A 15,788-nucleotide genomic window follows, 5' to 3' on the forward strand; every position below is an offset into this window, starting at 1 on the left:
ATTGCGTTCCAGATACCAGGGTTCGACGTAGAGGATGCCGCCGTCTCCCACGGGCAGGGTCAGCAGATTGCCGAACCTGCCGTCCCGACAACGAGCTCGCGCCCGGGCTTGCCGGCCCGGGCGCGAGATCAATCGTGCGAATTGCGCTGTGCGGGAACCGCTCAGGCGCGGGGCTTGCGCTTGTGGTCCTGGCGCTTGAAGTCGCGGTCCGCCGGGCGACGGGGCGCGCGGCTCATCGAACGCTGGCCGGGCGCACCGGAATCGAGCTCGAGCTGGATGAGCTGACCGCTGATGCGGGTGCGGCTCAGCGCGTTCAGCGTCTCCTGCGACAGGTCCGCGGGCAGCTCCACCAGCGAGTGGTCCGGGCGAATGCTGATGTGCCCGAAGTCGCTGCGGCGCAGGCCGCCCTCGTTGGCGATGGCGCCGACGATCGCGCCGGGCGCGACCTTGTGGCGCTTGCCGACCGCGATGCGGTAGGTGGCCAGCTCGGCGCCGGTCTGCCGGTGCAGCGACGGACCGCCCTCGCGCGGACGGCGCTCGCGGTCACCGGCGAACGAACGCTCCGGGCGCTCGCGGCGCTCGCGCACGACGGGCTCCGGATCGGGCTCCATGAAGAAGTTGTTGCCGTCGTACGAGCCGACCGCCAGCGCCGCGGCGATGTCCACCAGCGGGATGTTGTGCTCGCGCTCGTAGTCCTCGATGAGCTTGCGGAACAGCGGCAGGTTCGCCGAGGACAGATTCTCGGTGATGGTGTCGCCGAACTTGGCCACGCGCTGCGCGTTCACGTCGTCCACGCTGGGCAGCTGCATCTCGGTCAGCGGCTGGCGGGTCGCGCGCTCGATCGCGTCCAGCAGGCGGCGCTCGCGCGGGGCCACGAACAGCAGGGCGTCACCGCTGCGGCCCGCGCGACCGGTACGGCCGATGCGGTGCACGTAGGACTCGGTGTCGTGCGGGATGTCGTAGTTCACGACGTGCGAGATGCGCTCGACATCCAAGCCGCGGGCGGCGACGTCGGTGGCGACCAGGATGTCGAGCTGGCCCGACTTCAGCTGGCCGATCGTGCGCTCACGCCGGGCCTGGGCGATGTCGCCGTTGATGGCGGCGGCGGAATAGCCACGCGAGCGCAGCTTTTCGGCCAGTTCCTCGGTCGCCTGCTTCGTGCGCACGAAGATGATCATCGCCTCGAAGGACTCGACCTCGAGGATGCGCGTCAGGGCGTCCAGCTTGCGCTGGTACGACACCGACACCCAGCGCTGGGTGATGTTCGTGTTGGTGGAGGTCTTGGTCTTGACCGTGATCTCCACCGGATCGTGCAGGTACTGCTTGGCGATCTTGCGGATCACCGGCGGCATGGTCGCCGAGAACAGCGCGACCTGCTTCGTGTCGGGCGTGTCGCGCAGAATGCGCTCGACGTCGTCCTGGAAGCCCATCTTGAGCATCTCGTCGGCCTCGTCGAGGACCAGGTACTGCAGCTGGGTCAGATCCAGCGTCCCGCGCTCGAGGTGATCGATGACACGACCCGGCGTGCCGACCACGACGTGCGCGCCGCGGCGCAGACCGGACAGCTGCACGGCGTAGTTCTGACCGCCGTAGATCGGCAGCACGTTCAGACCCGGAATGTGGGTGGAGTACCGGCCGAAGGCCTCCGCCACCTGGATCGCGAGCTCACGGGTCGGCGCCAGCACCAGTGCGCGCGGGGCCTTGCCGGTGACTTCCAGACCCATGAGGATCGGGATGGCGAAGGCGGCGGTCTTACCGGTGCCGGTCTGCGCGAGACCCACCACGTCCGAACCCGCCAGCAACGGTGGAATCGTCGCCGCCTGGATGGGCGACGGCGATTCGTAGCCGACATCGGCGATGGCCCGCAGGACGCGGTCATCGATACCGAGATCAGCGAAGGACGGGCCGTTCGCGTCCCTCTCGTCGTCAGTGGGAACGCTGTCGGCCGGTGAGGTACTCATTGACCAGCAGTTTACTGCCTTGCCCTGGTCGCCCCGACCATCGGGTGAATAGGCTGGAAGACGTGCAACCGGACAACCCGCCCGCATCCGCGGCAACGACCCCCGTTCTGCCGGCATCGGGACCGGTTCACGCCGAACCCGCGCCGGTCCGCAACTACGTCACCGGCGCGGTCACGACCGCAGAATCCGGCAGCTCAGAGGTGATGAGCGCGCTCGCCCAGGAGCCGGCGGCACAGGCGGCGAGTCCCGCCGGGGTGTCGCCCGCGGGCGCGGTGGACATCGCGGTGGTGCAATTCGCGCCCGGCGCCGACACCGTGGCCAATCTCACCGCGCTGCGCGCCGAGGTGCGGGCGGCCAGTGAACTCGGAGCGAAGGTCGTCATCGCGCCCGAGTACGCCATGTACGCGGTGACGCGGCTGGACGAACGGGTGGTCGCGGCGGCGGAACCGCTCACCGGCCCGTTCGTGAACGGATTGCGCGGCATCGCAGCCGAATTCGGGGTGCACCTGGTGGCCGGCGTGGTGGAGGCGCCGGGCGGCGACCTGCCCGCGGACCGCATCTACAACACGCTGGTCGCGGCCACGCCGAACGCCGAATTCGCGGCCGTGTACCGCAAGGTGCACCTGTACGACGCGTTCGGTTTCCAGGAGTCCGAGCTGGTGCTGCCCGGCCCGCTCGACCCGCCGCAGACCTTCACCGTCGACGGGGTCGTGTTCGGGATGCAGACCTGCTTCGATCTGCGCTTCCCCGAGGGCATCCGGCGCATCGCCGACGCCGGCGCGCACGTGCTGGTCCTGCCCGCGCAGTGGATTCCCGGGCCGGGCAAGGTCGATCAGTGGACGACGCTGCTGCGCGCGCGGGCCATCGAGAACACCATGTACGTCGCCGCCTCGGACCAGGCCGCCCCGCGCGGCTCGGGCGCGTCCACGATCATCTCGCCCAGCGGCGCGGTGCTGGCCGAGCTCGGCGATCAGCCGGGCATCGCGACGGCCCGCGTCGATCTGGATCATCTGCGCGAGGTGCGCACCACGAATCCGAGTCTGGCCCTGCGCCGCTTCGGGATTCGCGAAGCGTAGAACCCTCGCCGGGAGAATTCGCACAGGTACACGGACCGCCGCCCGGTTCGTCGCGCGGCCCGAGGTCGTCGCCCGGCAGCGATGTCGCCCGGCGAGATCCTCGTGCGCGGCGGTGCCGCAGCGGAATATGCCCGAGGCTCCGCTGGAAGACACGGGCCAGGCACGGGTACCGCGGCGTTCGCTCCCGGACCGGGTCCGCCCGGCGCACCTAGACTGGACGGTAATGACCTATCCGGATCGAGGGGCCGCCGGGCGGGCACTGGGCGGGGTGCTCGTGCGGTTGCGCACGGCGGATCCGCTGCTGCTGGGGTTGCCGCGCGGCGGGGTTCCGGTGGCGGCGGCCATGCGCCGCATCATCGGCGGGGATCTGGACGTGCTGCTGGTGCGCAAGCTCGGGGTGCCGTGGCAGCCCGAACTCGCGGCGGGCGCGATCGGCGAGGACGGGGTGCGAGTGCTCAACGCCGACGTGCTGCGCCACACCGGGGTCACCCCCGAACAGATCGCCGAGGTCGAGGCGCTCGAACGCGCGGAACTCGAACGCCGGCGGGCCCTGCTGCGGCCGACGCCGCCCATTCCGCTGAAGGACCGCACGGTGGTGATCGTCGACGACGGCATGGCGACCGGCGCGACGGTCGCGGCCGCCTGCGAGGTCGCCCGCCTGCACGAGCCCCGCCACCTGCTGGTCGCTGTCCCCGTCTCGTCCTGGGAAGCGCTGCAGCGCATTCGGGCGCTGGCCGACGAGGTGATCTGCCCGCTGGTCCCCCGCGAGCTCGGCGGCGTCGGCGCGGTCTACGACGATTTCCACCAGCTGACCGACGAGGAGGTCGTCGCGCTGCTGTACCCGGCCGGCTAGCGCGGGCTACTCGATTTCGGTGATGCCCGTGCGGTGGCGCTGGGCCAGGTCGGCGTAGTAGGACGGGTTGATCTTGACCCACATTTCGGCCTGGGTGCCGGCGATCGGGCGTTTGACCTCGGCGGGCGCGCCCGCGGCGAGGACGCCGTCCGGGATCTCCTGGCCGGGCTGCACCAGGGAGTGGGCGGCGATCATGGTGCCGCTGCCGATCTTGGCGCCGTCCAGCACCGTGCTGGCGTTGCCCACGATGGACTCCGCGCCCAGGGTCGCGCCGTGGAACACGACCGCGTGCGCCAGCGTCGCGCCCGGCCCGATCTCGACCGTCACCTCCGGCGGCACGTGGATCACCGCGTTGTCCTGCACATTCGCCCGTTCGCGAATGATGATGGGCGCGAGGTCGGCCCGCAGCACCGCCCCGTACCAGATCGAGGCGCCCGCCTCGACCCGGACGTCGCCGATGAGGGTCGCCGTGGGCGCGATGAAGGCCGTCGGGTCGATCGTGGGCCGCTTGCCTTCGAATTCGTAGAGTGGCACGCCTGCCAACGTAAACCCTTGCCCCCGCGAACGGTTCGGGATGGCCGCGCCGCGCCGCGAATTCGCGCGCGGGGAGGCCGGGGCTCGGTTCAGTGGAGCCGGGGCGGGGAGACCACCCAGGCGGCGATGTCGGCGGCGACCTCGGCGTGGACGGGCTCGTGGAGGAGGTCGTGGCCGGCGTCCGGGTACTCGAGGTAGTCGGCTCCGGGTTGGCGGCGCACCCAGGCGCGGACGGCGTCGACGGGGGCGCGGCGGTCGTCCACACCGTGCACCACCAGTGCCGGAAGCCGGGGCGGGAGTTGGGGTTCCGTGCCGGGTGTGGACGCCGGCGCGGCGGAGCCGGAGCGGGCGGGCGGCGGGGCGGAACCGGCCGCCGGGGCGGGGCGGGCCGACTGCGGCGGGGCGCCGTGCAGGACGGTTCGCGGGGTGCCGCACAGGATCAGCGCGGCGAGTGGGGGCGGAGTCGGGTGCGGGGGCACCAGGGCGGGAACCGCACCGACTGTGGCGAGGGCGGTGGCGGCGCCGAGCGAGTGGCCCATCAGCACAAGGGGGGTTGGCGGGATCCGGGCGAGGAAAGCGTGTGCGTCCGCGGCCAATTCGGTCAGGGTGCCGGGGTGGGCGGGGTCGCCTTCGCTGAGTCCGTGCCCCGCGGTGTCCAGGGTCCACAGGTCGATGCGCGCGGTGTTCAGGACGCGCGCGAAACGGTGGTAATGGCCGCTGTGCTGGCCGATTCCGGGTAACAGGGCCACGCTCGCGACGGCGTCGGCGGCGGGCCAGTGGCGGTGATGCAGCCGCCCGCGGGGGCCATCGAAGAACGGCATCCGGCGATTGTCGCAAATGCCGGGACAGCCGGATTCAGCCGCCTGACCGGGGCGGCGCGCGGGTGCGCGCCCGCCGCGTAATGCCGGGCGACACGCCGAAACGGGCTGTAGGGTTCTCCGCGTCCGGCCGGGCCGGCAGCACGCATCCAGTCATTACGCAGTGACGCGGCTCGGCACGCACAGGCGCGTGCGGCAGGCGCGGTCGCCGGCGCAACGGCACAGGAGGGCCGCGATTGATTCTGTTCGGTGATCGTGTCGTGTGCAGCACCTCGGATCTGGTGTCAGCGGCGCGTTGTGAGTTCGCGCTGCTGCGCGCCCTCGACGCCGAACTGGGGCAGGTGCCGCGGATCGCCGATCCGGCCGCCGCCGATCCGGCCGCCGCCGATCCGGCCCGCGACCCGGCCGTGGCGGACCGGCTCGCCGATCTCCGGGATCGGTTCGGCGCGAGCGTGGTCCGCGTCCGCGGCCCGCTGGACGCGCCCGGTCGAACGGCGACCCCCGCGGACCTCACCGCCGCGCACGAACAGACCCGCGCCGCCCTGCACGACAGAGCCGACGTGGTGGCCGATGCCGTCCTGTTCGACGGGTCCTTCGTGACCCGCTGCGATTTCCTGCTGCGCGACACCGCGTCCGGCGATCACGGATACATCCCGGCCGCGGTCGCCACCGCCGCGACCCGGATGACCGCGCTGCTGCGCCTGTCCGCGACCGCGGAGGCGCTGCGCGACATCGGTTTCCGGCCCCGCCCGCACGCGCACCTGTGGGTGGACGGCGTGCCCGTCACCGCGCCCCTGGCCGAGATGGCCCTCGTGCACGCGGCCCGCCGCCGCCGGCTCGACCTCATCCTGGACATCAAACTCGGCGAACTGCTCCCGGTGCAGTGGGGCGACCGCCGCTTCCTGGCCTGCGGCCGCTGCGCCGTCTGCACCACCGAACTCCATGCCCAGCGCGATCTCTGGCTGGTCGCGGGCATGCGCGCCACCACCCACGCCCAGCTCCGCGACGCCGGGATCACCACGATCGAGCGCCTGGCCGCCGCCGACGACACCGTCACCGGCGTCCCCGCCCCCACCTTCACCGCGCTGCGCCGCCAGGCCGAACTCCAGCTGCACCGCGAGCGCAGCGCCCACCCGACCCACACCCTGCTGTCCGCCGCGGCCCTGGCCGCCCTCCCCCCGCCGACCCCGGGCGATCTGTTCCTGACCGTCGCCCCGGCGCGCGGGACAGCCGAATCCCGTACTCGGGCGGCGGAATACCATCTCGCGCCCAGTTCCGGCCCTGGCATCCCGGGCTCCGATCCGTTCGCCCCCAGCGACGAACGATTCGACCCGCACCGGGCCGGACCCGGCCGCGCCGCGCCGCGCTGGAACACCGCACACGGCCCGGCGATGGACGGATTCGGCGACCCGATCGCATCGCCCCCGATCCACACGGCAGTCGGGCACGGCGTGCTCGGCCGGTCGCCCGAGATCCGTTTCGCAGCGGGCGATCTCATCGTGCGCGTCTGTACGGTGGCCGCGCCCGGATATCTCGGGGCGGCCGTCGAAACCCTAGGGAACCCCGTGCGCACCCGGGCCGACCACGCGGCACAGCGGGGCGCGGGCAACCGGGTCTTCGAACTTCTCGCCGGCGGCGGAACGGGCGGCGCCGGGGGGACATTCGAGGGTGGCGCCCCGCACCCGGGAGCCGGGGCACTGGCCACCGCTGCGTGGCACCCGGTCATGTTCGCGCCGCACCACTCGCCGGTATCCGTGTGCTCCTTCGTGATTCGGCGGTCGGTCACCGATCCGGAGGACGACGGTCTCGCACTGCTGGCGTTCCTCGAGGAGTGTCAGGGCCGCCATCCGGAGCTGCGCATCCACCACTACCGCACGGCGCTGCGCCCACTGCTGAGCGAACTCGGTGAACGCCGGACCGACGGCGAGGACGCGGCCTCGGAACTGCTGCCCGCCGTGGTGGATCTGTACCCGATCGTGCGGGCGGCGATGATCGTCGGGGCGCGCTCGTACGACCTGAGCGAGCTGCCGCCGAATCGCGCGGCGCACGACCACATCCGTTCCGGCGACACGGATTTCACGCATCCGGGTGACGCCGGCCGCGGCCGTCCCGGTGATCCGGCCGCGAACGCGGGGACGGTCCACGGCCCCGACGGATCACACGAACTCCAGGACGACCCCGAAGCCGTACTGCGCCTGCGGGATTGGCTCGCGGAGCTGGCGACCGAGCACGGGGTGCCGCCCGCCCGCCGCCTGTCGTACGACTACTGGGAGAGCGGGCCGGACGAAGTCGAGGCCGCCCTGCGGGAGTTCGCCGACAGCGGGCACCCCGACCACCGGGACATCGCGCAGGTGGCGGCGGCGTATACCGCTGCCGCACTGGGCTATCACCGGCGCGAACGGCGGCCGCTGCGCTGGGCGCACGAGGATCGGCTCGATCACCCGGTGGAGGAATGGGCCGAGACCCCCGGGGTGCTCATCGCCGATCAGGGCACCGTCGACACCGACTGGCACGGCACCGGGCAGCAGCCCCTGCGCCGCTACCTCACGCTCACCGGGCGACTCGGCACCGGCAACGCGCCGCCCCCGGGCACCCCGGTGCTGACCCTCTACGACCGGCCCGCGCCCGGGATGCGCACCGCGCCGGGCCGCCGCGCGTACGCGTACGCCACGGTGCTCGGCGGCGTGCCCGCGGCGAATTTCGAGGACGTGATCCGGGTCGTGGAACTGCTGCCCGAGGACTGCGCGCCCTACACCGAGTTGCCGTCCGCGATCGTCCCCCGCCCGCCCGGCCGGGACGAACACCTCGAGGACGTGCTCGAGGACGTCGCGCACCAGCTCCTGGTGGCGCTGCCCGACGTCCCCGCGAACGCGGTGTTCGACCTGCTGTGCCGCCGCCCGCCCCGGCTGCGCGGGGGCGGCCCGCTGCCGGAGGTGTTCGGCGACCACGCCTCCGCGGTCACCGCCGCCATCCTCGAACTCGACAACTCCTACGTCGCGGTCCAGGGCCCGCCCGGCACCGGCAAGACCGACACCGTGGCGCGCGTGCTGGAGAGACTCGTCACCCGGTACCGATGGCGCGTGGGGGTGATGGCACGCGCGCACCCGGTGGTGGAGCACGTGCTCGACGCGGTGGTGCGCGAGGGCATCCTGCCCGAACTGGTGGGCAAGACCGACGCGCGCTCGGTGGCCTCGGAATGGCTGCACATCGAGGCCGCGCACTACACCCGGTTCCTGGACAACGCGGTGAACGGCTGCGTGGTGGGCGGCCTGACCCGCGATTTCACCGAACCCGGGCGCATTCCGTGCGACCGGCTCGATCTGCTGGTCATCGTGGACGCGGGCCGGCTCCCGCTGGCCGAGGCGGTCGCGGTGGCGGCCGGTGCCGCGAACCTGCTGCTGGTGGGCGATCTCGCGCCCGCCGCCGGGCACGGCGTGCATCCCGAACCGGTGGGCGACTCCGTGCTCGGCCGCGTGGTCGGACCGCATCGCACGCTCCCCGCCGCCTACGGCTACTTCCTCGACCGCACCTGGCGCATGCATCCGCGCATGTCCGGCCCGGTGTCCCGGCTGCGCTACGACAACCGGCTGCGCTCGAACGAAACCGTCACCCTGGCAAGAGAACTCGACGGCGTCGCGCCCGGCGTGCGAACGGTGACGGTCGAACATCACGGCAACAGCACCGAATCCGCCGAGGAGGCGCGGGAGATCGTGCGCCAGGTGCGCACCCTGCTCGGGCTGCCGTGGCAGACCGCCGCGGGCACCCGCCGCCTGCACCCGCACGACATTCTGGTCGTCGCGCCCTATCACGCCCAGGTCGCGCGCATCCGAACCCTGTTGTCCCGCGCCAGAATCGAGGACGTGCTGGTCGGCACGGCCGATCACTTCCAGGGGCGCGAGGCGGCGGTGGTGCTGGTCTCCATGACCACCTCCGCCCCGGGGGACGCACCCCGCGGCGTCGGCGCGCTGGTCTCGCGGCACTGGGTCACCGGGGCCATCTCCCGGGCCATGTGGTCGGCGATCATCGTCCGGTCACCGCTGCTGACCGAATTCCTGCCCGCCACCGAGGCCGAACTCTCCGATCTGGCGGCGGTGCTCCAGGTGGACCGGCTGTGAACGCCGGCGACGGAACGCGGTGCGACGGCGGCACTCAGCCGAAGCACTGCCCTTCGCCGCGATAGGTCGGCACCGTCGTGCGCTGCCCGTCGCTGACGAGCTGCACGGCGGTGAACCGCTCGCACAGCTCACCGGCCTTGGCGTGCCGGAACCAGACGCGATCACCGATGCCGAGACCGTCCGCGCCGGTGAGCGGGGTCTGCACCTCGCCCGCGCCCTCGGTGCCGATCAGCCCCAATCCCAAGGGCCACACCGGCTTCGGCACCCGCGAGGCCCCGGCGGGGCCCGAGGCGATGTAGCCGCCGGAGTAGGCCGTGGCGATGCCCTCGGCCGGGTGCCGCAGCACCGGCAGCGCGAAGTACATGGCCGGCCGGGGCGCGAGGTTGCGGTAGCCGTCGAACAGGGTCGGCAGGTAGAGCCCCGACCCCGCGGTCACCTCGGTGACACCGGGCTCCGCAATGCTGACCTCGATGGATCCGGTGCCGCCGCTGTTCACGATCTCCAGCTCGCCGACCTCGGCCCGGACCGCGTCCAGCACCTTCCGGCGCCGCCGCAGGATCTCCATGGCCGAGAGCTTCTTCACCAGGCGCACAGCGGGATTGGTGTCGGGCAGCCCGGCGATCTGGGCCTCGTAGGTCATGACGCCGACCACCCGGAACCCGCGCCGCTTCGCCGCCGCGGCCACGCGCGCGGCCTGCTCGGGTTCGCGCAGCGGCGAGCGCCGCACGCCCAGGTGCAGCGGCCCGAGGCGCAGGGAGGCGTCCACGTCCAGGCAGATCCGGGGCGCGGGCTGGTCGCCGATGACGGCGCGAATGAAGTCGAGCTGATCGAGATCGTCGATCATGAGGGTGATGGCGTCGAGCAGCACCGGATCGGCGGCGAGTTCACGCAGCGCGCCCCGGTCGACGCTGGGGTAGCCGAGCAGAATGTCTCGCGCGCCCTGGCGGGCGAGCCAAATCGCTTCGGCGAGTGAATATCCCATGATTCCGGCGAAGCCACCGGAGCGGGTGAGATCGCTGCCGAGCACCTCTTCCAGCACGGCGCGGCAGCGCACGGATTTGCTGGCCACTCGAATCGGCACCCCGCGGGCGCGGCGCACGAGATCGGCGGCGTTGGCCCGCAGCGCGGCCATGTCGACGGCGGCCAGCGGCGGGTCGAGATCCTCGGTGGCCGCGTGCAGCCCCGGGATCGGAGACGGTTGGGTCACCACTTCATTCGATCACGAAACTGGTCACACGTCCAGTATCTCGGCGAACTCGCGCCGCGTCCCTACTCAGAGATCGACGGCCTTGGTCGACATGTAGGAGACGAGGTCGTCGAGCACCACCAGCGCCGTCTCGTCGTCGCAGTCGGAGAGCCACCGCAGCACCATGCCCTGTATCACCGCCACCAGGTAGGCCGCCACCGCGTCGACCGGCTCGAGCCACTGCGTACCCGAGCGCTGGGCGCAGAGTTCCAGGAAGTCGGTCACCGCCGCGTCCATGTTCTGGAACATGGCCGAGGCGACCGGATCCGGCACACAGACCGACTGACCGCCCTCCCAGCGCTGGCGCAGGATCGCCAGCGTGGCCTCGTACGACTTGATCTGCCGGTCGGGGCTGGACTTCAGGATCGGCCACAGTGTGCTGATTCCGGCGTGCAGCAGCACCCGTAGCGCACGATTACCACTGAAGTCGAGCGACGCGGCGGCTTTCTCGATGGCCTCGGTCATGGCCGGCCGAAGTCCGACCTGGGTGATTTCTCCACTAGCGCTCAACGACGACTCCCTATGGCGAAAAGAACTCGCGCACCTCGCCTGCGCGGCTGCCTCAACGGGTGATAGATCAGCATTGATCCCGAGCTGCACCTCGGTGGACCCGTTCAACAGGTATCGATGCTACGTCGTTTTCTGGGTTCGCGACCAGCTTTGATAGCCGATTTCGTACCGGAAGATTGTTTTGTTACCTAATCGGGACGCGCCCGCGATCGAATGGGAATGGCCGAAATTCCCGGATCGCCCGGTAAACCAGGCATTAGTACCGCTAGGTATTTTACGGACACCGCGTGCCCGGAAGATAGCCACTGTGGGTCAGGGCACAGTGACGCACCGGCGCAACGCGCCGGTCACCACCTGGAATTCACTTCCACCCATCGGGTTCGCCCTCCCTCACGCCCGCGCTCACCGATAGCCTGAGCGGGTGACTTCTGCGCGCCACGACCCGTTCCTGATCACCGGCACCTTCAACTTCCGCGACGTGGGCGGCGCCCGCACCGCCGCCGGAGCCCGCGTCCGAGACGGGATCCTGCTGCGGTCGGCCCAGCTCAGCGGACTCGACGACCAGGGCCGGACCCGGCTGCTCGACCTCGGCGTCACCGACGTGCACGACCTGCGCGGCTTCGCCGAGATCGACCACATCGGCCACGACGCCCTGCCCGATCAGGTGCGCCTGCACGTCACCCCGTTCGATTCCCAGATCAGCCTGACCCCGCCGCACGAGGCGCGGGCGCACGCCACCGCCTCCAACCACATGCTCGAGGTCTACCGCACCTTCCCCGCCATGCCCGAGGCGCACGTGGCCATCCGGACCCTGGCCGAATCGACCCTCGCCGGCACCGCGCTGGTGCACTGCGCCGCGGGCAAGGACCGCACCGGCTGGGCCATCGCGACCCTGCTGCGCGCGGTCGACGTCACCGAGGACGACGTCTACGGCGACTACCTGCTCAGCAACGACGCCGTGCCGACCCTGCGCGCGATCATGACCGAAGGCTCGAACGAGGAACTCTCCGACGACCTGCTCGGCGTCAAGCCCGAGTACCTGGCCTCGGCCACGGACTCGATGAACGCCATGTACGGGGACCTGGACGGCTACCTCGCCGAGGTGGGCATCACCCCGGAACAGCGCACCGCGCTGCGCGCGCGCTTCATCGAGTAACCGGCTCCTCGGGCGCACGGCCGCGGGGAGCGCTCGGCGCTCGATGCGGCCGGAATCGCGTTCGAGGGAACGCGCGACGGGGCTCGGGGGCAGCCGATCGGCGTATACCGGGCTACCAGCGGCGATCGGCGCACCGGATCGAACCGGGGCGCACCGAGCCGCATTCAGGCAACCGGCGCGCGGCGGACCAGGCCGGTGGGATCGATGGTGACGTGGTTGCCGGTGTGGAACCACGAGCCGGTGAACCGGGACTCGGTGGTCTTGGGATCGTTCCAGTAGCGCGGGGCGATATTGGGCCCGCGACAAAGCAATTCGCCGCGGCCGGTGGCGGCGGCGGGGCCGAAGAGAGCGAGTTCGGTTCCGCCGAAGGCGAATCCGAGCGCGTCACGGGCCGGAGCGTCCCGAGCCGCGAAGGCGTCGTCGCGCGCCAGGCCGATGCCGCTGGTCTCGGTGGCGCCCCACACCGACCACTGACGGGCGGCGGGAAACACCTCGCGCAGGCAATCCGAGACCGTCTCGGCCGCACCCGGTTCCACCGCGGCGAGTTCGGCGCGATGGCCCGCGCTGCACACCTTGCGGACACCCTCCACGCGCACGCCCGCCAGCTCCGGCAGCAGCCCCGCGAAAATTCGCGGCGTGGCCGCCACCATGTCTATTCGTTCCGCGACAAGGGTTTCGGCGATCGCGGCCGGATCCGGCGCCAGCACCACCGTGCCGCCGACGGCGAAGGTCGGGAGCAGTTGATCGACACAGCCGCTCGCGTGCGCCAGGGGCAGCAGCACCAGGTTGCGCAGCCCCTCGGTGGGTAGCTCCAGCGCCCCGACCACCGAGCGGATCGCGGACAGCAGATTCTCGTTGGTGAGTTCCACCCCGCGCGGACCGGCCGGCGAGCCCGGGCTGGTGTAGCAGAGCAGGGCCAGCTCACCCAGGGACGCGCCGTCGTCGATGAAGGCGGCGGCGTCGGGCAGGGCCCCGCGGTATCCGCTCGCGCTGCCGCCGCCGTCCAGGATGTAGTCGGCGCTGGCGTCGTGAATCACCTTGTCCGCCAGCGCGTCCGGTAGGCGGTCGTGCACGAGCACCGGTACCGCGCCGGACAGCAGCGCGCCCAGGAACGCCTGCACCCAGCGCACGCCCACCGGCATGCGGACGGCCACCCGATCGCCGTAGCCGATCCCGTGCTCCTGCAAACCGCCGGCTATACGCGAGGCGGAGTACCAGAGTTCGCGGTAGGTGAGCCGCGGGCCCCCGATCTCGACGACCGCCTCGCGCGCGGCGAAGGTGTGCACCTGAATATCCAGTAACTCGGTGAGTGCTGGATTGAGGTTCCCGTAACGCAGGACGCCGTCGGCTCCGCGCGCAAGAGGGTTGTCGCACCGGGCATTTCGCGAGTGCGGGTATTCCACCAGTAGCTGCGACATAGGTCCCTCCGAGCGCCTTGTGGCCAGCAGGCACCAGTGACTATATGATGCAGATCACAGCTACGGGCGGATTGCGCCGTCTTTGCGGCTAGTTGCCCGTGTCCGAGGCTCCCCCGGTCCGGTTCCCACGCGCCCGGCACACCCCCGCACCACCCGGCCCGGAACCCGGGCGCGGACGGCGGCGAGGGGAACTACTCGCCCGTGTACGTGGCCTTGCCCGGCCCCACATCCAGGAAGCTGCGCACCGCGTTCTTCAGGTCCGAAGTGGCGAACAGCGCGCCCGAGATCTCCGGCGTCACCGAATCCGCGTGCGCCACACCGCCCGAACGCCAGGCGCCGATGATCTCCTTGGTCGCCGCGTGCGCCCGGGTCGGCCCCTCGGCCAGGCGCGCCAGCAGGGCACGGGCCGCGGCGTCGACGTCCTCGTGCACGGCGTTGACCACGCCCCAGTCCGCCATGGTGGCCGCGTCGTACAGGTCACCGGTCATCACGAACTCGCGGGCGCGGCCCGAACCGGCGCGCTCGGCCAGGCGCTGCGGGCCGCCCATCGACGGGGTCAGGCCGACCACGGTCTCCACCAGACCGAACTTGGCCTTCGGCGCGGCCAGGATGATGTCGCAGGCCAGCGCGATCTCGAAGGCGGCGGTCAGGGTCAGACCGTGCGCGGCGAACACCACCGGGCACGGCAGCGCCTCGATGGGGTGGATGACCCGCGCGAACAGGGTCTGCCACAGCTGCGCGCCCTGTTCGGTGGTGAGCCCGTCGAACACGTGCACGTCCACCCCGCCCGAGACCAGCTTGCCCTCGGCGCGCAGCAGCAGCGCCCGCGGCGGATCGGCGGCCAGCTCCTCGAAGTCGGCGGCGAGCGCGTCCAGCAGCGCCTTGTCGAACAGATTCAGCGGCGGATGCGCGACGGTGATGATCGCGGCCTGCGCACCCCCCGCGGTGACGATGCGTTCCAGACGGGTGGGCTTCGAGTCAGTCATGGTCCCGAATCTACGACACGGTCTCTGCCAGACTGGATCGCGTGACCACCTCGGAATCGGAGAACGGGACCTACGTCGAAGCGGGCGGGTTCAAGCGGGACACGAACTACATCACCACCCGGATCACCGCCGACGGGCGCGAGGGCTACCCGGTCGAGGCCGGGCGCTATCGCCTGATCGCGGCCCGGGCCTGCCCGTGGGCCAACCGCACGCTGATCGTGCGGCGGCTGCTCGGCCTGGAGTCGGCGCTGTCGGCCGGCATGCCGGGCCCGACCCACGACAAACGCAGCTGGACCTTCGATCTCGATCCGGGCGGGGTGGATCCGGTGCTCGGCATCCACTTCCTGCGCGACGCCTACCTGGCGCGCTTCCCCGACTATCCGCGCGGCATCACCGTGCCCGCCATCGTGGAGATCGCCACCGGGCAGGTCGTCACCAACGACTACGCGCAGATCACCCTCGACTTCTCCACCGAGTGGACCGAGTTCCACCGGCCCGGCGCCCCGCAGCTGTACCCGAAGGACCTGCGCGAGGAGATCGACACGGTCAACAAGCGGGTGTACACCGAGGTCAACAACGGGGTGTACCGCTGCGGGTTCGCCGGTGATCAAGACGCCTACGACGCGGCCTACGACCGGCTGTTCACCGCCCTGGACTGGCTGTCCGAACGCCTGGCCGGTCAGCGATACCTGGTGGGCGACACCATCACCGAGGCCGACGTGCGCCTGTTCACCACCCTCGCGCGCTTCGATCCGGTGTACCACGGCCATTTCAAGTGCAACCGGCAGAAGCTGACCGAGATGGACGTGCTGTGGGCCTACGCCCGCGACCTGTTCCAGACCCCGGGCTTCGGCGACACCATCGACTTCACCCAGATCAAAGAGCACTACTACATCGTGCACACCGACATCAATCCCACGCGGATCGTCCCCAAGGGCCCCGAGCTGTCCGATTGGCTCACCCCGCACGGCCGGGAAGCGCTGGGCGGCAACCCCTTCGGCGACGGCACCCCGCCCCCGCCGCCACAGCCCGGCGACGTGGTCCCGGCCGCGCACTCGGCGTAGCGCCTCGACGTCCGGAGTTCACCGGCCGGACCGGCGGTCGGCCGGCCCGGC

12 protein-coding genes are annotated in these 15,788 nt (G+C 71.4%); 5 read left to right on the plus strand and 7 right to left on the minus strand.

The genetic code is table 11. The annotated features are described in order from the left end of the window. Window positions 1-161: 161 nt before the first annotated feature. The gene (locus tag ACWDOP_RS37405) at window positions 162-1,961 is read right to left on the minus strand and encodes a DEAD/DEAH box helicase (RefSeq protein WP_456348845.1); all 1,800 of its coding nucleotides are present in this window, start codon (window positions 1,959-1,961) and stop codon (window positions 162-164) included. 203 nt (window positions 1,962-2,164) lie between these two features. On the opposite strand from ACWDOP_RS37405, the gene ACWDOP_RS37410 reads away from it, so the two are divergent. Continuing rightward, a complete protein-coding gene (locus tag ACWDOP_RS37410; protein WP_454202862.1) occupies window positions 2,165-3,037 on the plus strand; it encodes a carbon-nitrogen hydrolase family protein in 873 nt (290 codons plus the stop codon). A gap of 223 nt (window positions 3,038-3,260) precedes the next feature. Further along, window positions 3,261-3,890: a phosphoribosyltransferase gene (locus ACWDOP_RS37415; RefSeq protein ID WP_454202850.1), complete on the plus strand. Its 630-nt coding sequence runs from the start codon at window positions 3,261-3,263 to the stop codon at window positions 3,888-3,890. A 6-nt stretch (window positions 3,891-3,896) separates the two neighbouring features. On the opposite strand, the gene ACWDOP_RS37420 is transcribed toward ACWDOP_RS37415, so the two are convergent. Both ACWDOP_RS37420 and ACWDOP_RS37425 read right to left on the minus strand, forming a co-directional pair. Further along, a complete protein-coding gene (locus ACWDOP_RS37420) occupies window positions 3,897-4,424 on the minus strand; it encodes a gamma carbonic anhydrase family protein (protein WP_456348846.1) in 528 nt (175 codons plus the stop codon). An 89-nt stretch (window positions 4,425-4,513) separates the two neighbouring features. Next, complete coding sequence (locus ACWDOP_RS37425; RefSeq protein WP_456348847.1) at window positions 4,514-5,245, minus strand: alpha/beta hydrolase; 732 nt, start codon at window positions 5,243-5,245, stop codon at window positions 4,514-4,516. Window positions 5,246-5,478: 233 nt separating this feature from the next. On the opposite strand from ACWDOP_RS37425, the gene ACWDOP_RS37430 reads away from it, so the two are divergent. Beyond that, window positions 5,479-9,357 carry an AAA domain-containing protein gene (locus ACWDOP_RS37430; RefSeq protein WP_456348848.1) on the plus strand — a complete coding sequence of 1,293 codons (3,879 nt, stop codon included), beginning with the start codon at window positions 5,479-5,481 and terminating at the stop codon, window positions 9,355-9,357. A gap of 34 nt (window positions 9,358-9,391) precedes the next feature. Here ACWDOP_RS37430 and ACWDOP_RS37435 read toward each other — a convergent pair whose 3' ends face one another. Next, window positions 9,392-10,564 (minus strand): amino acid deaminase/aldolase, encoded by a 1,173-nt coding sequence (locus ACWDOP_RS37435; protein ID WP_456348849.1) that lies wholly within the window; start codon window positions 10,562-10,564, stop codon window positions 9,392-9,394. A 66-nt stretch (window positions 10,565-10,630) separates the two neighbouring features. Continuing rightward, window positions 10,631-11,113, minus strand: a complete 483-nt coding sequence (locus ACWDOP_RS37440) for a TetR family transcriptional regulator (protein ID WP_454202845.1) — start codon at window positions 11,111-11,113, stop codon at window positions 10,631-10,633. Between the two features lie 421 nt (window positions 11,114-11,534). Between ACWDOP_RS37440 and ACWDOP_RS37445 the strand changes: the two genes are divergently transcribed. Next, the gene (locus ACWDOP_RS37445) at window positions 11,535-12,269 is read left to right on the plus strand and encodes a tyrosine-protein phosphatase (RefSeq protein WP_454202844.1); all 735 of its coding nucleotides are present in this window, start codon (window positions 11,535-11,537) and stop codon (window positions 12,267-12,269) included. Between the two features lie 164 nt (window positions 12,270-12,433). On the opposite strand, the gene ACWDOP_RS37450 is transcribed toward ACWDOP_RS37445, so the two are convergent. Both ACWDOP_RS37450 and ACWDOP_RS37455 read right to left on the minus strand, forming a co-directional pair. Further along, a complete protein-coding gene (locus ACWDOP_RS37450) occupies window positions 12,434-13,687 on the minus strand; it encodes a class I adenylate-forming enzyme family protein (RefSeq protein WP_456348850.1) in 1,254 nt (417 codons plus the stop codon). A 191-nt stretch (window positions 13,688-13,878) separates the two neighbouring features. Then, entirely contained in the window at window positions 13,879-14,673 is a 795-nt protein-coding gene (locus tag ACWDOP_RS37455) for an enoyl-CoA hydratase/isomerase family protein (protein ID WP_456348851.1), read from the minus strand. 41 nt (window positions 14,674-14,714) lie between these two features. Here ACWDOP_RS37455 and ACWDOP_RS37460 point away from each other — a divergent pair, with 41 nt between their 5' ends. Continuing rightward, window positions 14,715-15,737, plus strand: coding sequence for a glutathione S-transferase family protein (locus tag ACWDOP_RS37460; RefSeq protein WP_456348852.1), 1,023 nt, complete (start codon window positions 14,715-14,717; stop codon window positions 15,735-15,737). The last annotated feature ends 51 nt before the right edge of the window (window positions 15,738-15,788 follow it).

This window comes from Nocardia sp. NPDC003693, assembly GCF_053981095.1.